The following is a 16,462-nucleotide window of genomic DNA, read 5'->3' as shown; positions in this document are numbered from 1 at the left end:
TAATTTGAACATCATCAAAAATAACGATCTCGAATTAATCGAAGTAGAGATCCGCTATCTATTGAGCGATGGAAAATATAGAGCCGCTCAACAGCCCTATTCTCCCGACAATTGATTTTGATAGCGTTACAAGAAACAGAAAGGTTTTATACGGCCAACTTAACTTCACATGCAGTTAGGTCAAGCGGAGCTTCTGAACAATATGACCAACAACCAGATCGGGACAATCGGACAGATAAAAATGGTTACCTGCGTATTCTTTCAACTGGAACTCACCATTGGTCCACTGCTGCCAACCCCGAGCTTCATCGGTGCTCAACTCAGGATCATCGCGTCCTAGCATCGCAGTGATGGGGCAATCTAAAAGTTGGTCCGAGGACATCTTGCTGGTTTCGATCAATCGATAATCCTGGCGTATAGCAGGGAGTAGTAGAGCCCTTAACTCAGGAATTTCCAATAATTCAGGAGAGGTGCCGCCAAGCTTAATGAGTTGTTGGCACAGAGATTCATCACTCAACTGGTGTATGTTTCCACTCTTTTGAAATTGTGGCGCTTCGCGCGCAGAGACAAATATGTGTTCAGGACCGCGCAATTTTTCGCGATACAAGGAGAGAGCCAATTCATGAGCAACTGTAGCTCCCATACTGTGCCCAAATACTGCCCAGGGTTTATCGATGACAGGTTTGATAGCCCTACTTAACAAAGCAATTAAAGTTTGCATATCTGCGGGCATAGCTTCATTACAGCGTTGCTCCCTACCCGGTAAACATACGAGAACCAATTCTATGGAATCTGGCAATAATTTCACCCAGGGTCGATAAAGTGATGCTGTACCACCAGCATGAGGCAAACACAAAAGTCGGATAGCCGCTTTAGGTTGAGGGCGAGGGATTTGTAGCCAAGCGCCGGACATAGATTTATCTCAATAAGAAATTTGAAGCCGTGAATACTAACTGTTAATTCTTAATTTAGAAATCTGAAGAAGATTCAAAAAAACACTCGTCTGCCCCACCCAAACATTTCAGGAGACCTGCATGGAAAATAATTTGCTTAATGGTTACACGCCTCACCCAAAGGAACTAGAGGCTTTCTATCAGCAACAAGGAATTTGGGATAACCAACCTATTTGGGAGCTGATCACACGTAATGCGAAAAATTTTCCCAATCAATGCGCAGTTCGGGACCTATCGAATCAATTAACTTATGCCGAATTGGTTAATGAGGCCGATAGCATTGCTGCAGGCCTGGTGGAACAAGGCTACAAAGTTGGGGAGCGGGCAATACTCCAGTGGAGCAATCAGGTCAGTTTTATTACAGCCCTGCTCGGCTTATTTCGAGCGGGACTGGTTCCTGTTTTAGCGTTGCCTGCACATCGCCAAAATGAAATATGCCATTTTGCACAGGTCTCTGGTGCCAGTATTTATATCACTTCAGGAGCTGAAAGTGATGAAAGCCGCCCCAGCATGATAGAACAAATTGCTTCGCAATCTCCGACCTTGCGAGCCATATACAGCTCTGATGAAAATGACACATTCCCCTCCCTGCCCAGAACAGAATGCCAAGGCTTCACCCCTGTTCCCGTAGACCCTAACGCCCCTGCTCTATTCCTCGTTTCCGGTGGCACTACAGGACTTCCGAAACTTATTCCACGCACCCACAATGACTATCGCTACAACATTACCTGCGCTACGGCTGCTTGTAATTTAGGAAAAGATGAAATCTATCTGGCAGTACTCCCCGCCGCCCATAATTTTCCACTGGGTTGCCCCGGCATTCTGGGCACGCTATCCATGGGTGGGCAAGTCATATTCACCAAAGATGCAAGCCCGGACTACTGCTTTGAGCTGATAGAGCGTTACGGCGTAACCGCCACAGCCCTGGTCCCAGCACTGGCTCAAGTCTGGACTGCAGCGACAGAATGGGAAGATGCTGATTTAAGCTCTCTCCGCTTACTTCAAGTTGGTGGCTCAAAGCTGAGTCCAACTGACGCCAATGCTGCGATAGTTGCTTTTCCCGGTGCACTACAGCAGGTATTCGGTATGGCCGAAGGATTGATTTGTTACACCCATCGCGAAGATAACAATGAAACCATCACCAATACTCAAGGAAGACCTATGAGTTCCCTCGATACTCTAAAAGTGGTTGATGAGTACGGGCAGGAAGTGAAAGCCGGAGAAGAAGGAGAATTACTCACTCGTGGACCCTACACATTGAGAGGCTATTACCGAGCCGAAGAGCATAATCGCCGTGCTTTTACCCCCGATGGTTTCTATCGCAGTGGAGATCGTGTAAGCATTCTGGACAACGGCAATATTGTAGTTACCGGACGACTCAAAGATGTTGTGAATCGGGGAGGGGAAACATTTGCATGCGACGAAATTGAAGAGCACCTGCTCGCCCATCCCCATATTCAGCAAGTAGCTATCATTCCCTTACCGGATAAAGAACTCGGGGAACAAGTTGGAGCGGCTATCGTATGTGCAGATAAAGCACCTTCTTTACACATGTTACGCGATTTCTTGACAAAAAGAGGACTGGCTGCCTTTAAGCTACCAGAGCAACTTAGTGTGTTATCTCGCCTTCCGGTTACTGCCGTAGGTAAAATTGATAAGAAAAAGCTTTTGGAATATGAAAACCAGTAAGGGGATAGATTAGCCTCAATGCATCACTAAATAATTAGCGATTAGCTTAGTGATGCTACTGGCCTATAGAACACAACCTCTCTCAACAATCGGGGGAACAAATACTCTAAACTATGCTCTATTATCTACTCAACCATCCAGGAATTACAGCTGCAATTAAAGTTCCGGCAAATACTGAACGTAAAAGTATGATTGTATGTTCGCCCATGACAACTCCATCCAGATAAACCCCGCACTAATCTGAGGGCAGTAACTCAGCCCATCAGAATACATAGATGATATTTTGATGGCTCCGCTGCCGACTCAATACCTAACACATCGGCTTTTATCACCACGAGTGAAAATGAAAGCCGTTCCCAGGCCGCTTTGACTTCCACTAGAATAAAACCAGAGCTCGACAATCAACAGATACGCATTGCTGGATTTATCGTCCCGATTGAATTTAATGATGAACTAACAATTTCCAGCTTCCTTTTTGTGCCCTACTTTGGAGCCTGTATCCACTTACCCCCCACCTCCGAATTAGGTTATCCACGGCACTTTTCCTAAGGGAGTTCCAGTCGACGCTCTGTACGCGCCTTTCTCTATAGAAGGGAAACTAAGAACACTAAAAAAGAGAGCGAGTTCGGTACTGCGGCTTACAATATGGCGGTGGATAGTATTCAACCCTACAAAGAAAAACGCCCTCAGGTAGCATTGCTCACTTGAGGACGTTAGTTCAACTATAGTCGGTTACTGGCCCATCTCCCGAACCAAGTATCCGGCTCCGTCAATATTCTCCATTACCCAGAGAATATAAGCGATATCGACATGAATCGCCCGGGTACTATCGGTGAAGTCCCAATCAGCATTGATACTATCGTAGGTTCCATCGAATACGACTCCCACCAACTCACCGCGACCATTCATTGTCGGAGATCCTGAGTTACCGCCGGTAATATCTACGGTACTTAGGAAATTAACCGGCACTGAATCCAGCTGCTTTTCATAGTAACGGCCATAGCTCTGCTTATCGATCGCTTCCATCAGAGCCTTGGGAGCATCAAAGGGGTCCTCGCCGGTATACTTTGCCTTAATACCACGCAATGTAGTAAAAGGTACAAAGCCTTGTTTACCGTCATTACCATCTGCTGCCTCTTTAATTGTTCCAGCTGGTGGCTCATAGCCATTAACCAGGCCATAGGTCACGCGAAGAGAGCTATTTGCATCCGGGTAGACCGGCTTACCTAGGGAGTGGTAATAATCTATCAGCATCTCCATATATTGTGGGCGCAATTGGGCGAAGCGCCCTTTAATGGACTCCTCATACTCTTCACGGGCAAGCATATCATCGTACATGGCCACTGCCAGCTGGATAAACGGATCCTTGCTCTCTTTGAAGTCTTCAGGCTTTTTACCAATCCACGCTTCACGTACCTCAATATCGGAAAGCTCTGTTTCCTTATACATTTTGTCGAGAGTTGCCTCTAGGTCAGTATTGCCTTTTCCGATATTCAAGTAACGATCAAAGCTGGCTATACGCTGCTCCTTCGGGAGCGCCTGATACCGGTCTAGGAAGTAGAGCCAGATCTGTTTGTCGACTGATGGATGATAGCTGCGCTCTATACGACGCATGCCCTCTTTGAATCGGGTTAGATCCCGTACCTGATAGCCCGGCTTGCGATCAGCATCGGGTGTTTCGTTCTCTTTAGCCAATCGATACAGTTTGCTTGCGGCACCCAGCATGGCTGAACGATCCATATAATCGATGGCCAGGTCCTGTTCACGGGTTGATTCTTTTTCTACAACCAGCGCCTCGAGATCATCGATCGTCGACTGGTATTTTGTCTCGCGGGCCTTGTCTGAATCCACCCAAGCTTGCAAAGCTTTTTCCAGCTTTTCTTTACGCTGCAATAGATCGCTGCGCTGGTAACCCTCCATCATGCCGGTAAAGTTTTTAGAGTAATTATTCAAACCTGCCACGAGGCTTGCATACTTTAACTCTGCATCTTTATTGTTGGCAGTTGCCGCACCAATCGTTTCCGACCATTCACCCAGCACCCGCTGCATGTTTGGGTAATACCAGTTGAAGTTGCTTTCCACTTCTTGGGCAGTGCGATAACGGTTGGTACGCCCCGGATAACCGGCAACCATCACGAAATCACCTTCTTTAGGCCCTTTTGCCGCTACAGGCAAATAGTGCTTAGGCTCGTAAGGGACATTATCTTTGGAATAATCAGCCGGTTTACCATCTTTGCCAACATAGGCGCGGTAGAAAGCGTAATCGCCGGTATGGCGAGGCCACATCCAGTTATCGATATCGCCACCAAATTTGCCGATTGAAACTGCGGGTGCATGCACCAGACGCACATCGCGGATTTCCAACTGCTTAACCAGGTAGTAATTCAAACCGCCGTAGTAGCTGTAGACCTCACAGCGATGGCCCTGATCTTTTTCACACTCAGAAACCAGCGCCTTCTCCGCTTCTTCGATTGCGGCAAAACGTGCAGCGCCATCCATCTCATCAGTCAGGCGTTCGTTGACCTTATCCGTTACTTCGTTCATTGCAACGGTGACGTAAACTCGGGAGCCCGGTGCAGCAGGCAGCTCTTCAGACAAATCTCCGGCCAGGAAACCTTCAGCGAGTAAATCCTTGGATTCGGTTGAATTGTATGAAATTGAACCGTAGGCACAGTGGTGGTTGGTAATCACCAATCCCTTGGGAGAGACAAAGGAAGCAGAACATCCCCCCAGGCTGATCACCGCGTTCATTGGAAATTCGGTAAGCTTGGTCATGCTGGCTGGGTCTAGCTCCAGGCCATGAGTGCGAAGCTCTTTGGACAGCTCAGGCAACTGGTGAGGTTGCCACATGCCTTCAGTCGAAACACTCTCTTTCTCTGCGGCGAGGCTGGCGCAACTCGCTCCAACAAATAATGCAGCAGTTGCAACCCCGTAAACAATAGAATTATTTATTTTCATATTTACTCAGCAATATTTAAAAAAAACAGGTTAATTTTGGGTACTTCCCAACGCTAACCCTGTATTTTCCGGTACACCGAAAATTCACTTATAAACACGACAGGCTGACAGAGTAACACACCCTCCCCGGCTGTAGGCCGGCACGAAGCTGCACCTCTAGCTAAATCCTGCCAATCATTGCCATTATTTCCCTGGCTCTTCCACTCAAATGGGATAAACTATAAATACACAATTGATACAATGTATCATTTTAGCTCAGTTAAATCTGAACAAAATGTGAATTACGACGACGGCAAGAAAGAAATCTGAGATAAACAGTTTTGCTGCTAAAAAGAACATCGCCGAACAATCTACTTGCGCCAGGCACTGGTCAATACGCCTCACCAAGGCTCCCTCCAGCTATCAGAACTCCCGATAAATTCGGTCTTCAAGCTTGATTCACCCCAATGTTGGAGGCTGCCTAGGCCGACCACACTCAATATGTTATGTTATATCGTAGCATGCATTAAGGAGCGGGTAGTGCGCGAGTGAGGTATTTAGGTATTGCACCGCCCGCCATAGCAGAGAGCAAAGCAATTAAAGCCTCTGAAAATAGTGTTTATTAGCCGAAGTTACTTAATTGGAGATTAGCTTGAGCCTGACCGACTTTACAGAAAGAAGCCATGAGACAATTATTACACAAGCTCCAAATACTGAACTGGCTCCGAAAGAGGAAGGACTGTCAGTGGCAGACCTGCCAAATACCCGTCGGGTCGTATCTGCAGATAATGGAGAAGTTTTAGCAGATATTTTCCAAGCTGATATCAATATGGCCATCTGGCAACGGGAACTGCCCAGTAGCATAGCCAGTGATTGCCGCTCGCTCTTAAATAGTGGTGTACACCCCAACCGTAGGATTCTATTACCTACCGCCAAGATCGAGCGTCTCGGTGAAGCATTACCAGAGCTTGGTCCCTACCCGCACTTGTGTGCTGATATCCAGTTATTGGCAGATATGTTCAGTTATCTATTTGAGCTAAGTGGAGTCGGTATTCGTTTAACAACCCTGAACGGTGCAATGTGCCCAAAGTTTCATGTAGACCGGGTGCCCTGTCGATTGATTACGACTTATTTAGGTACGGGTACAGAGTGGCTGACACCAGATTCTATTACCCCAAATACACTCGACTTAAAGGCTAACCAGGAATTCCCTCCAACTTCCATCAATCACCTGGCATGCGGCTCGGTTGCCCTTCTCAAGGGCGAACTCTGGGAGGGCAATGAAGGGGCCGGTCTAATCCACCGCTCACCGAGTGTCGAGCCCGGCCAACTGCGACTGCTACTCACTTTTGATTTCGGATCCGCCGACGAGTGACGAGCGCCTACTGGGACGTAAAACTCTTCTTAGGAATAACCCATGAAATTTACCGCGAACCTTCTTCTCATGGTCATGGAGAAGGCAATAATTAACTGATGGAAATACAGCCAGTTGGGAGCCACTATATATGGCTCATTTTTTGGCAAAGAGAGAAATCATAACGGCAATTCCCATTCAATCGGGATATATATGCCGGTAAAAGGCTAATTTATTTAACTTTTCGCAAAAGTGGTGTATAGCCTATTGAGCTACCCTACTCTCACCTGGCTTTAATGTATAGCTTTGAGTTTCCCTGCCATTGTTGACATCCAAAGTGTTCACTTGCTCCTGCTCTATCCCCATCAGCATTGATTGCTTAACACTCAATTTTTTACTGGAAATATTAACCATATAGGCTTTTTCATAACTTGAAATGAACTATTTTCGTGCAATCACTTTGAATAAGGTACTGCAATAGTGAGCCAATTCAAGTCAAAGTTAATCGATGAACAATAGGAATTGATCGAATTTTGTCCTCCTGAGTTAAAACGAGGAAAGGGAGGCCCAAAACCCATTGATAATCAAGCCTGTTTTGAGGACATCCTGTGGGTTTTGCTTTCTGGAGCGCGATGTAAAGATCTTCCTTATCTGTCTACACAGGAGAAATAGAAATAAAGCCCCAAGGCAGGATGGTAGAAAGCTCAGAAGTATGCTCGCCGATGGAAAGTTGAGCGGACTTTTAAATTACCGCCGCTTGGTTGTTAGATGGGAGCGATATTTTTCCTCTTATCGTGTTTTTTCTATACTGTATGCATGTTAATTACGTTAAAGAAGTTATGAAATAGCTTCTAGTCGAGTAGCTATTTGGATTCGTAAAACACTTATGTTTGGGTACCCTGATTATCCGCCTGGGCAGCAATCCAGCAGCTCTCCATCGCGCCCCAATCCAAACGCGCTTGGTTAATCACCTCCACCCGGCTTTCCAATGTGTCATCCAGCTCCAATACTGTAAGCACTATGTCAGCCTTATTAAATCCAAATACACCTTGCTCGGTAATAAATACCCCCTTGATTCTCTCAGCGTCAGTGCCACTGAATAGTGAAAAGAGCGCATCATAATCAAATATAAATTCAGGGCTAAAACGCCAACCACAACTGTAATATCCCTCTCCACAATTTTCTGAGCGGAGATAGCCACACTCCGGCAATAGCTCAACCTCATCCGCCACCTGGATTACTGGATGATGGTGATCACTCCCTGGCGAGACCTGAAAACTGCAGGGCAGCTGGAGCCACTCTAGTTCGATACGCCCCTGCTCTACTACCTGTAGAGGTTTTTCCGTACCTTCACCTAGAAATGACAGAAAACGCTGTAGATTTTGCAAGTCCTCAGGGCCATAAAGGTCAGACTTATTAGCCACCACCAAGTCAGCAACTTCTAGTTGCTGCCGAAAAGTCTCACTGCGCAAGTAGCGCTCATCTTCAATACAACGCGCATCGACCAAAGTTAGTGTACCGTGAAGGCCCAACACACCACCGCGCACGGCATCAGACAAAGTCGCCAGCACCTCTCTAGGATGTCCCAGGCCCGTCGGCTCAATTATTAATCTATGGGGCCTGGCCTTAGCCAGTAACTGGTTTAAAGCAATCTGCATCGGCAAACCGGCAGCACAGCACATGCAGCCGCCAGGTACCTCTCGAATATAAATATTGCCTTCCTGTTCTGGTTCAAAAAGTGCGCCGTCAACCCCCACTTCTCCAAACTCATTGACCAGAACAGCCCAGCGTTCATCGGCGGGCTTAATTTCCAGAAGATGCCGGATAGCTGTTGTCTTGCCGACGCCCAGAAAACCGGTGATAACGTTGGCAGGCACCCCACGTATTAACTGACCAGCTGCCACTAAGCTGCATCCCGACTGCACTCATCACAAACACAGTCCAGCTCCAACTGGGATGTCTCGAGATGATATCCGGCACTTTCAACCGTATCGCGCAGTGCATCAATGACTTCAGGCCTAATACCAATTTCCCGCACCTTGCGGCAACGATTGCAGATTAAAAATTGTGGAGTCTGGTGGCTGTGGTCACAGGCAATATGAGCACAGGCCAGGTATTTGTTTTCTGAATTGAGCTTGTGAACCAGGTTCTCTGCTGCCAGAAAATCCAACATTCGGTAGACTGACATGGCGGGAATTGAGTCGCGAAAGTCACCGTTGTAATGCTCCGCTATCTCATAGGCAGACAGCGGAGTTTTTGAACGCAGCAAAACAGTAAGAACGTTCTTGCGCTTTTCAGTCAAGCGGGCACCCGAACTGCGACAGGTTTGCTCCGCCACGCTCAGAGTTTGTTTGATTTGGGATGCTTTCATAGCCTATTTCATTTGCAATTTGTTGTCTTTACCAGTGAGCAGTTCAGCTCCCTGATGACCGGAGCTGATCCATTGCACTGCGATCCCATGAATACCGGGAAACCTCTCAAACAGGGTAACAATGACACTGTTGAACTGTGCGAGATTATCACACTTGAATTCATAACTAGCATGGAAACCACTGTGCGTTGAGCTGTCACTGCTAACTTCTGCACTAATATGGCGCCCCAACTTCCACACTTAAGGGCTGGCACTGAGCACTGCCAAACTCCAAAAAATGATCAGGCTTGGATAGTTCGAGAGTAACCTGCTCTAACAGCTATTTTTGGGTATCGTTACGAGGCGCATGCTCAAACCCCACTAAATTGGATAAAGGTGACTCTAGTTCGATGCGGATTTTATCTGTCTCGGCCACTAGATACATCATGGCCTTACCATGGACATGACTTCCCATATCTCCCACAACTGAGCCAACCAGGGACAAAGCGATCAGCAGAACTCCAGCAGACTTCATCATCCTTACCTAATCAACCAAAGCGATCCGATACACTAAGCGCTGGTTCACCCAGTGGGCAATGATCAATAGGCCAGCACCAACAACACTGGCAACCAGCTCCCAAGGCCCTTCAAGGTAAAGCGCACCAACCAATAGCAGCGTCCCCGAGAACCCCACAACCATTACCGTGTAACGCTGATGGCGTCGGCAGGAGGCCGGGAAGCTGCCAAAAGCCAAAAATAAGACCGGAACCAGCAGAAGTAAATGGACAAACTGGTCGCCCTGTAAAACACCTAATACCCCTAAACCTCCCAAAGCGGGTAATAAAGGAGGCAAAAAACAGTGAAGCAGACAAATACCGGATGCGAAAATTCCTAGAGTATCTCTCACAATAATCCTTCTAATCTATTTAGTCCGAACACAGATCAATACGCATCAACCAGAGAAATGATACGTTATATCATTCATGTGGGCTAGACAATATAAATTGGGGTTCATAAAACGCCGCTGATTAATGAGAAGGCATTGATAGAATGCCCACTCTCGACTTTAAGAGGAATCAGCAACTACTCTTCCTTCGATAACACCTACTGAAAGTCAAGAGGGCATCGCAAGTTGGGATAAGTGCTCATTTAAGATCCAAAATCAGGTCGGGCTAATAATTTTGACTAATCAGTCAAAGATTGAGTGCGCACGCGGAATCTGAGCTTTATTGGGTGCGAACATCTGTTGGCAAGCAAGGTTCTGTAGGCTTAGACGATAATTAAAGGAGCTAGTTATGGTTAATGTGAAACTATGATCCGGCCGACTCATTTTTCCTAACATTAAAGCCCGCTGTAAAACCCTAACTCGATGAAAGGCCCCGCATTTAAAATGCAGGGGTGCTACTACTGCAGCGTTACTATAATCAAATCCGTCGCTGTCCTTTTCAAGATATAAACGAGGGCATTAGTCTCGGGTATCTCTGACACCAGCAGCTCCTTTCATCACAAATTAAGGCCTATATTGGTCGTTCAATTAAGTACTTTAGTTGGGAAAGTGAATTTTTGATCCTGCAATGATAAATATTTGTGCAATTAAGTACTTTAGTTGGCCAAAATTATGATAACTTATTGATTAATAACGGATTTTTATGAATACTGATTAAGTACTTTACTTGGCAGTCCACCGTATTCCAACAACAAGTCTATATTTCTATGTCTGCTTCCAACCGGCCACCAGCACCAATCATCGACAACCTGAGCAATCTTGAGAATCCATTCCGCTGCACCAGCTTTTCAGCTGGCCGTTATCTCAGCAAGCAGATTCCTGGTGCTGATACCGATCTGGAGTTCACGCTTAAGTTTCTTTACAGCTATAACGGCAGCCAGGCAACGTTTAACAGCTACCGCCGTGAACTTGAGCGCTTGCTGCAATGGGCTTGGCGCATTGAAGAAGTTTCAATAATGACTCTGAAGCGCGAACACATTGAGGAGTTTGTGCAGTTTTGCATTGAGCCGCCAATTGCCTGGATCGGGACTAAGAATGTTGCCAGATTCAAAACACAAAATGGCGAGCGCGTTGTGAATGCCGATTGGCGGCCATTCGTAGTCAGTGTGTCCAAAGTTGAGTTTCGTGCCGGTAAAACGGCTTCTCCCAAGGAGTTCCGGCCATCCCAGGCAGCGATCAAATGCATCTTTACTGCATTGTCGTCCTTCTTCGATTTTCTCTATCAAGAAGGCTTGGTTCCAGCCAATCCTGTGGCACTGATTCGCCAGAAAAGTAAGTTTGTTCGACGTGAGCAACAAAGCCAGGTTGTACGTCGAATCAGCAACTTGCAGTGGGACTATGTTCTGGAAACTGCTGAGATCATGGCCGAGACATCACCTACTGATCACGAGCGAACTTTATTTATTATGAACGCCCTATTCGCTATGTATTTGCGAATCTCTGAGTTGGTTGCGGATGAAAGATCGGCACCAGTTATGGGTGATTTCAAGAAAGATCGCGACGGAAACTGGTGGTTTCACGTTACGGGTAAAGGAAACAAGGGCCGGGCAATCACTGTTTGCGACCAAATGCTGAAGGCCTTGAAGCGCTATAGAAATTATTTGCAGCTCCCTGCTCTGCCCAGCATCAATGAGCAGACACCTCTGGTGCACAAGTCCCGTGGCAAGGGACCAGTTACCAGTACCCGACAAGTGCGCCTGATTGTTCAAAACTGCTTTGATGCTGCCCACCAACGGATGGTTGAAGAAGGCTTAGGGGAAGATGCTGAAGATCTCAAGGCTGCCACTGTGCACTGGCTCCGCCATACGGGTATTTCTGAAGATGTGAAGTACCGCCCCCGCGAGCATGTGCGCGATGATGCGGGACATGCAAGTATGGCTACGACCGATCGCTACATTGATTCCGACATGCGGGAACGACATGAAAGTGGACGGAGTAAGCGGGTAAAGGAGGAGCGGTAATACTACCGCCCTGCCCTATAATGAGGCTCAGGAGTCCTTAGCCGGCCTTACTAGGTTTTCCGGAGTTCCTATTATGGTCTCCTTATCAATTGAGTTACGACCAGTAAACATGGAGTCAGATGATTTCGGAAGTTGGTAACTCAGGCTCTACCCGCCACTTCCTACCATAAATAATCTTCTGGCAAGGTTGCTGCTGTAGTGGAATATAAATATCGTAACTAATCACACCGACTTAAATATATATTCCGGAGCTGTCTTCACAGACAAATATGGGGAATTTTTCATCATAGTGAATATCTAACACCAACTCCTCTACAGTTTCTCTTGTATGGTAATATCACAAAAATTGCTGAGGTATGTAACTGAGCTTCTTATTGTTTAAATGAATCTCAGGTGCTCCCTCTATTGCCACCTCTCGACGTCTTAAGTCTACTGAATACGACATTGAAAAACCTTAAGGGTAGCCAATATGAAATATTTGGGGGCTGTAGGTACTCAGCCCCCCAGAGATATCATTATTGCCTGTTGATATTACTGCTAAGCGGCCTTAGCTATGTTAAGTTTTATTTGTTCTTCTTTTCGCGGATGGACTTTTCCGGTTTCTGAAAAGACTTTCAACTCCTCAAGCACAACCTTGGCAAGTTTGTTAAACTGCCTCTTCATTAGTACTCCCATAATCTGAGCAAATATGGGGAGCAAAGTTACACCAATTTCAAAGCTAACTCGTGACTGCCCATTAGCAACCGGTTCAACTTTCCAAGTATTAATCATGGATCTAACAAAGAATGGCATACTAGATAGCTTTACCTCATAGGAAAAAGTGTGCTGACCACTATCCACATTCACTAATGTTTCACTGGCAATGGCTCCATCAGGCAACTCGCACTTTCGACCATCACCTTTCGGTAAATCTGGATTTTCAGTGGATACAACAACGGCACTGGTCCAACTACTAATCTCGCTAAAATTACCTGATAATATTTCCCACACTTTATCAATAGAAGTGTTGATGTTAATTTGATTGACAATCTTCATTTGCACTCTCCCAATTAAAAATTATGACGTAAAAATAAAGCATTCTGTTTTTGAGATATACGAACCCCTAAGCCTTAATTGCCTATTCATTAAAATCTGATTTTTAATATGTTTTACTGTTCGATATCTATAGGGCTTTACCTATGTATTCAAACAGAAGTGGTTGGCCTTGTTACCGGAAATTGAATCTCACAAACGCAATCTTCAGGGTCCCCTTGGGATGGTGGCTTTATAAATATTTCTTTTGCAGGCCCTGATATTTGAAAATCACTATTCTCTATCCACCTACCTAGCTGAGCATATTTCTCATACCCGTTTTCAAATGCTCCTACCCTGATCGTAGAAATAACACTCTGCTCTGATTGGAGAACCCGTCCTTTAACTTCACTTCCTCCAGGTAGCAGTAGAACTCTTTCGATACTCCTCTTAACTGGAAACCCTACTTCGATATCTACGTTTTCAATACTAAAAGCATTACCGTGAAGTATGATCGTTAGAGGGCCAAGCTGGTCTTTCCCCGCCACGTCAGGTACATATTCCCTTAGCTCGGTCACCAAGTGGATTGTGTCAAATAGGTTTGGCATTATCTTTCTAACAGAATAGAAAGGCTGCTCAGCAATGCTTTTAAGAATAATTCCATCGAAATTCAAACTCTCAGGCCTTTCAGCCTCTTTTAGGCGTGCTTCAATGATCTTTAGGTGATTAATTTGTTCCTGAACAGTTTGCTCTATTTGTGCTTTTCTCAGCAGTAACATGCCTTGAATTTCTTGCACCGATACGTCCTGAAGAACCATGACCTTAATTTGTTCAAGCGAAATTCCCAGCTCTTTCAAGGCGATAATACGGTTTAATTCAGGCAACTGATTAGTACTGTAGTATCTATACCCTGTGGACTCATCTGTGTGATCAGGCTGAAACAGACCAATTTGATCGTAATACCGTAATTGTGAAACAGCGGTCTGGGCTATTTTTGAAAACTCACCGATTCTAAACATAGTTCCACCTATCTGTTCACCCTTCTGCGCGTGAGTTGAAGTATGGACTCTCAAGCCACTTGAGAGTCAACAGATAGATACAGGAAAGATATCCTTAAGAGACAAAAAGTTATAACCAAAGAGCTAGATATAACCTTTAGAGCTTGAAAGGCAGAAGGCCCGCGAACTACTGGAAACGGGCACATTGCAAGTCGAACAGATCGCTTGGCAAGTGGGATATGAGGAAGTCAGCGCATTCCGGAAAATGTTTCACAAACAGACCGGTCTTTCTCCTCGGGAGTATCGACAGAGATTCTCAGGTGGCTCTAAAATGTAATTCCCCGAAAAGGCGGACTAATTGGTAAAGTACCCAATTTCACTAAAGAGATTGATCGAAGAGATTCTTGTTAAGCCCGGTAGCTTGATAGGCAGCGGAACGCCTCTATTTAGGGTACGTAGACCAATATAAAAGTTAAATAGATATAACAATAAGATTAAAAACTTCCTAAAATCTAAAAGCTCTCACTAAAAAGTTGACCACATTCAGATAGTTAAGGGGGCATTTATCGTTCGAGTAAATATTACCCCACCAACTGACTAGCAGAAATGCGAATCATTTCTCTTTGGAGATACCGATAAGTATCCCCTCAACCCTACACTTCCTCGCCATCTCAGAAATTGCCCTGCAATTCTCAAAGGTAAATAGCAAGACTTCAATTTTGCCAAAACCAGTGCATTCAATGTATAGGTCAAGTTCTGAATACAATTTGGAAAATATTTTGTGAACAATTCTGGATATTCCAAAAATCAACAAGTTTTTTGTTAAATCATGGTATCAGCTGAACGAGCTCCCCTATATAGTGGCACCGTCTAACTTTGATTAAAAATAGGTTAGTTTTCATTCTTTTTTGAGTTTTGGGAGAGATACCAAAGTGATTAGGAAAATTTTTTCGAAAAGAGATCTAAAGCTTCCAATCATTGGCGGCTTGATAGTGGCAGCAAGCTTGTTATCAACAACGGCAACAGCCGAAGTTGATATAAATCAATTACGTCAACAATCAAAAATTATGTTCGGCACTCTCTCAGAAACTATGCCAGGCAGTGAGAATGACACCCCAGCTATGGTTGAGCTTGGAAAAACACTGTTCATGGACAAACGGCTTTCAGTAAATGATAGCCAGTCCTGTAACAGCTGCCATCAAGTAGGGAACTACAACGGTTCGGGCGTTGACAATGAAGCGACATCACCGGGAGCTTTACCTGGTACCAAGGGTGATCGAAACTCTCCAACGGTCTGGAATTCAGGATTCCAAATGGCTCAATTTTGGGATGGTCGCGCAGAGGACCTGAAGGAACAGGCCAAAGGTCCAATTCTAAACCCTGTAGAGATGGGGATGCCTTCAGAAGAGGCTGTTGAGACAAAGATTTCAAAAATTGCCGAATATCAAGAAAGTTTCAAACACGCCTTTGGTAAAGAAAATGCTATCTCTTACGACAATATTGCTCAGGCCATAGCTGCATTTGAGCGCACCCTGATTACGAATGATCGTTTTGATGATTTTATGAGCGGCGATGATCAGGCTATGACAAAAAGTGAGTTAAAGGGCTTGCAAACCTTTATCAACACTGGTTGTTCGGCATGCCACAATGGTGCAACCTTGGGTGGAAACATGTACCAGAAGATGGGGCTAGTCAACCAATATCCACACCAAGAAGATTTAGGTCGTTATAAAGTTACAGGCCTTGAAAAAGATAAAATGATGTTTAAAGTTCCAATGTTACGCGATATAAGCAGAAGCGCTCCTTACTTCCACGACGGGCGTGTAGAAACCATTGAACAAGCAATTTACGATATGGCTTGGTACCAATTGGGGCAGAAATTAAGCACACAACAAGTAGATGATATTGCAACTTTCCTAAATGCTTTAGAGCATCAAATCCATTAAGGTATTTCCCACCCTTCGGGGTGGGCCCCTTTCGCTCTATTTAATTTTGGCTAGGCTCGCGGATTTTAAATCACTACTCATTGATAACTTATTATCACTCTGCCCTACCTTTGTGTATCAGACACGTTCAGAGATAGAAGCTAGCGGACTAAACAGTTTCCTAATTGCTAACCAGTTGGTAATGTATAGCCCTCTAACAATATCTATACCAAGTCGGAAAAGTGAAATCCATAGTGAGGTGTACAGTTTTAGCTATC

The 16,462-nt window shown here is 45.3% G+C and carries 14 protein-coding genes and 1 pseudogene; 6 read left to right on the top strand and 9 right to left on the bottom strand.

Annotated elements, in window-relative coordinates; translation table 11 throughout:
• Window positions 1-175 precede the first annotated feature (175 nt).
• Window positions 176-913 (bottom strand): thioesterase II family protein, encoded by a 738-nt coding sequence (locus tag ACJJI0_RS04315; protein ID WP_444884816.1) that lies wholly within the window; start codon window positions 911-913, stop codon window positions 176-178.
• 121 nt (window positions 914-1,034) lie between these two features.
• On the opposite strand from ACJJI0_RS04315, the gene ACJJI0_RS04310 reads away from it, so the two are divergent.
• Together ACJJI0_RS04310 and ACJJI0_RS04305 are read left to right on the top strand one after the other, a co-directional pair.
• A complete protein-coding gene (locus ACJJI0_RS04310) occupies window positions 1,035-2,642 on the top strand; it encodes a (2,3-dihydroxybenzoyl)adenylate synthase (RefSeq protein ID WP_444884815.1) in 1,608 nt (535 codons plus the stop codon).
• A 366-nt stretch (window positions 2,643-3,008) separates the two neighbouring features.
• The gene (locus tag ACJJI0_RS04305; RefSeq protein ID WP_444884814.1) at window positions 3,009-3,191 is read left to right on the top strand and encodes a DUF3299 domain-containing protein; all 183 of its coding nucleotides are present in this window, start codon (window positions 3,009-3,011) and stop codon (window positions 3,189-3,191) included.
• Between the two features lie 183 nt (window positions 3,192-3,374).
• On the opposite strand, the gene ACJJI0_RS04300 is transcribed toward ACJJI0_RS04305, so the two are convergent.
• On the bottom strand, window positions 3,375-5,600 hold the full coding sequence (locus ACJJI0_RS04300) for a S46 family peptidase (RefSeq protein WP_444884813.1): 2,226 nt from the start codon (window positions 5,598-5,600) through the stop codon (window positions 3,375-3,377).
• Between the two features lie 631 nt (window positions 5,601-6,231).
• Between ACJJI0_RS04300 and ACJJI0_RS04295 the strand changes: the two genes are divergently transcribed.
• Window positions 6,232-6,954: a DUF1826 domain-containing protein gene (locus tag ACJJI0_RS04295; RefSeq protein WP_444884812.1), complete on the top strand. Its 723-nt coding sequence runs from the start codon at window positions 6,232-6,234 to the stop codon at window positions 6,952-6,954.
• An 863-nt stretch (window positions 6,955-7,817) separates the two neighbouring features.
• Here the strand turns inward: ACJJI0_RS04295 and ACJJI0_RS04290 are convergent.
• The 5 genes from ACJJI0_RS04290 to ACJJI0_RS04270 all read right to left on the bottom strand — a co-directional run bounded on the left by ACJJI0_RS04290 (window position 7,818) and on the right by ACJJI0_RS04270 (window position 10,190).
• Window positions 7,818-8,837 (bottom strand): CobW family GTP-binding protein, encoded by a 1,020-nt coding sequence (locus ACJJI0_RS04290; protein ID WP_444884811.1) that lies wholly within the window; start codon window positions 8,835-8,837, stop codon window positions 7,818-7,820.
• Window positions 8,837-9,304, bottom strand: coding sequence for a Fur family transcriptional regulator (locus ACJJI0_RS04285; RefSeq protein ID WP_444884810.1), 468 nt, complete (start codon window positions 9,302-9,304; stop codon window positions 8,837-8,839). The genes ACJJI0_RS04290 and ACJJI0_RS04285 overlap by 1 nt, the downstream gene beginning before the upstream one ends.
• A gap of 3 nt (window positions 9,305-9,307) precedes the next feature.
• Entirely contained in the window at window positions 9,308-9,535 is a 228-nt protein-coding gene (locus ACJJI0_RS04280) for a ZrgA family zinc uptake protein (protein ID WP_444884809.1), read from the bottom strand.
• A gap of 88 nt (window positions 9,536-9,623) precedes the next feature.
• Window positions 9,624-9,818, bottom strand: coding sequence for a ZrgA family zinc uptake protein (locus ACJJI0_RS04275; RefSeq protein ID WP_444884808.1), 195 nt, complete (start codon window positions 9,816-9,818; stop codon window positions 9,624-9,626).
• A gap of 9 nt (window positions 9,819-9,827) precedes the next feature.
• Window positions 9,828-10,190, bottom strand: a complete 363-nt coding sequence (locus ACJJI0_RS04270) for a MerC domain-containing protein (protein ID WP_444884807.1) — start codon at window positions 10,188-10,190, stop codon at window positions 9,828-9,830.
• Window positions 10,191-10,996: 806 nt separating this feature from the next.
• On the opposite strand from ACJJI0_RS04270, the gene ACJJI0_RS04265 reads away from it, so the two are divergent.
• Entirely contained in the window at window positions 10,997-12,250 is a 1,254-nt protein-coding gene (locus ACJJI0_RS04265; protein ID WP_444884806.1) for a tyrosine-type recombinase/integrase, read from the top strand.
• 537 nt (window positions 12,251-12,787) lie between these two features.
• On the opposite strand, the gene ACJJI0_RS04260 is transcribed toward ACJJI0_RS04265, so the two are convergent.
• Together ACJJI0_RS04260 and ACJJI0_RS04255 are read right to left on the bottom strand one after the other, a co-directional pair.
• Complete coding sequence (locus ACJJI0_RS04260; protein WP_252081688.1) at window positions 12,788-13,285, bottom strand: SRPBCC family protein; 498 nt, start codon at window positions 13,283-13,285, stop codon at window positions 12,788-12,790.
• Between the two features lie 149 nt (window positions 13,286-13,434).
• Window positions 13,435-14,280 (bottom strand): MerR family transcriptional regulator, encoded by an 846-nt coding sequence (locus ACJJI0_RS04255; RefSeq protein WP_444884805.1) that lies wholly within the window; start codon window positions 14,278-14,280, stop codon window positions 13,435-13,437.
• A 163-nt stretch (window positions 14,281-14,443) separates the two neighbouring features.
• Between ACJJI0_RS04255 and ACJJI0_RS04250 the strand changes: the two are divergent.
• Both ACJJI0_RS04250 and ACJJI0_RS04245 read left to right on the top strand, forming a co-directional pair.
• Window positions 14,444-14,596 (top strand): annotated as a pseudogene (locus ACJJI0_RS04250) (helix-turn-helix domain-containing protein); the annotation flags it as partial.
• A 595-nt stretch (window positions 14,597-15,191) separates the two neighbouring features.
• On the top strand, window positions 15,192-16,205 hold the full coding sequence (locus ACJJI0_RS04245) for a cytochrome-c peroxidase (protein WP_444884804.1): 1,014 nt from the start codon (window positions 15,192-15,194) through the stop codon (window positions 16,203-16,205).
• The last annotated feature ends 257 nt before the right edge of the window (window positions 16,206-16,462 follow it).

It is taken from the genome of Microbulbifer mixtoriginis (SeqCode) (assembly GCF_052466695.1).
Note: the sequence above shows the minus strand (reverse complement) of the source record. Positions and strands in the feature narration are given on the sequence as shown.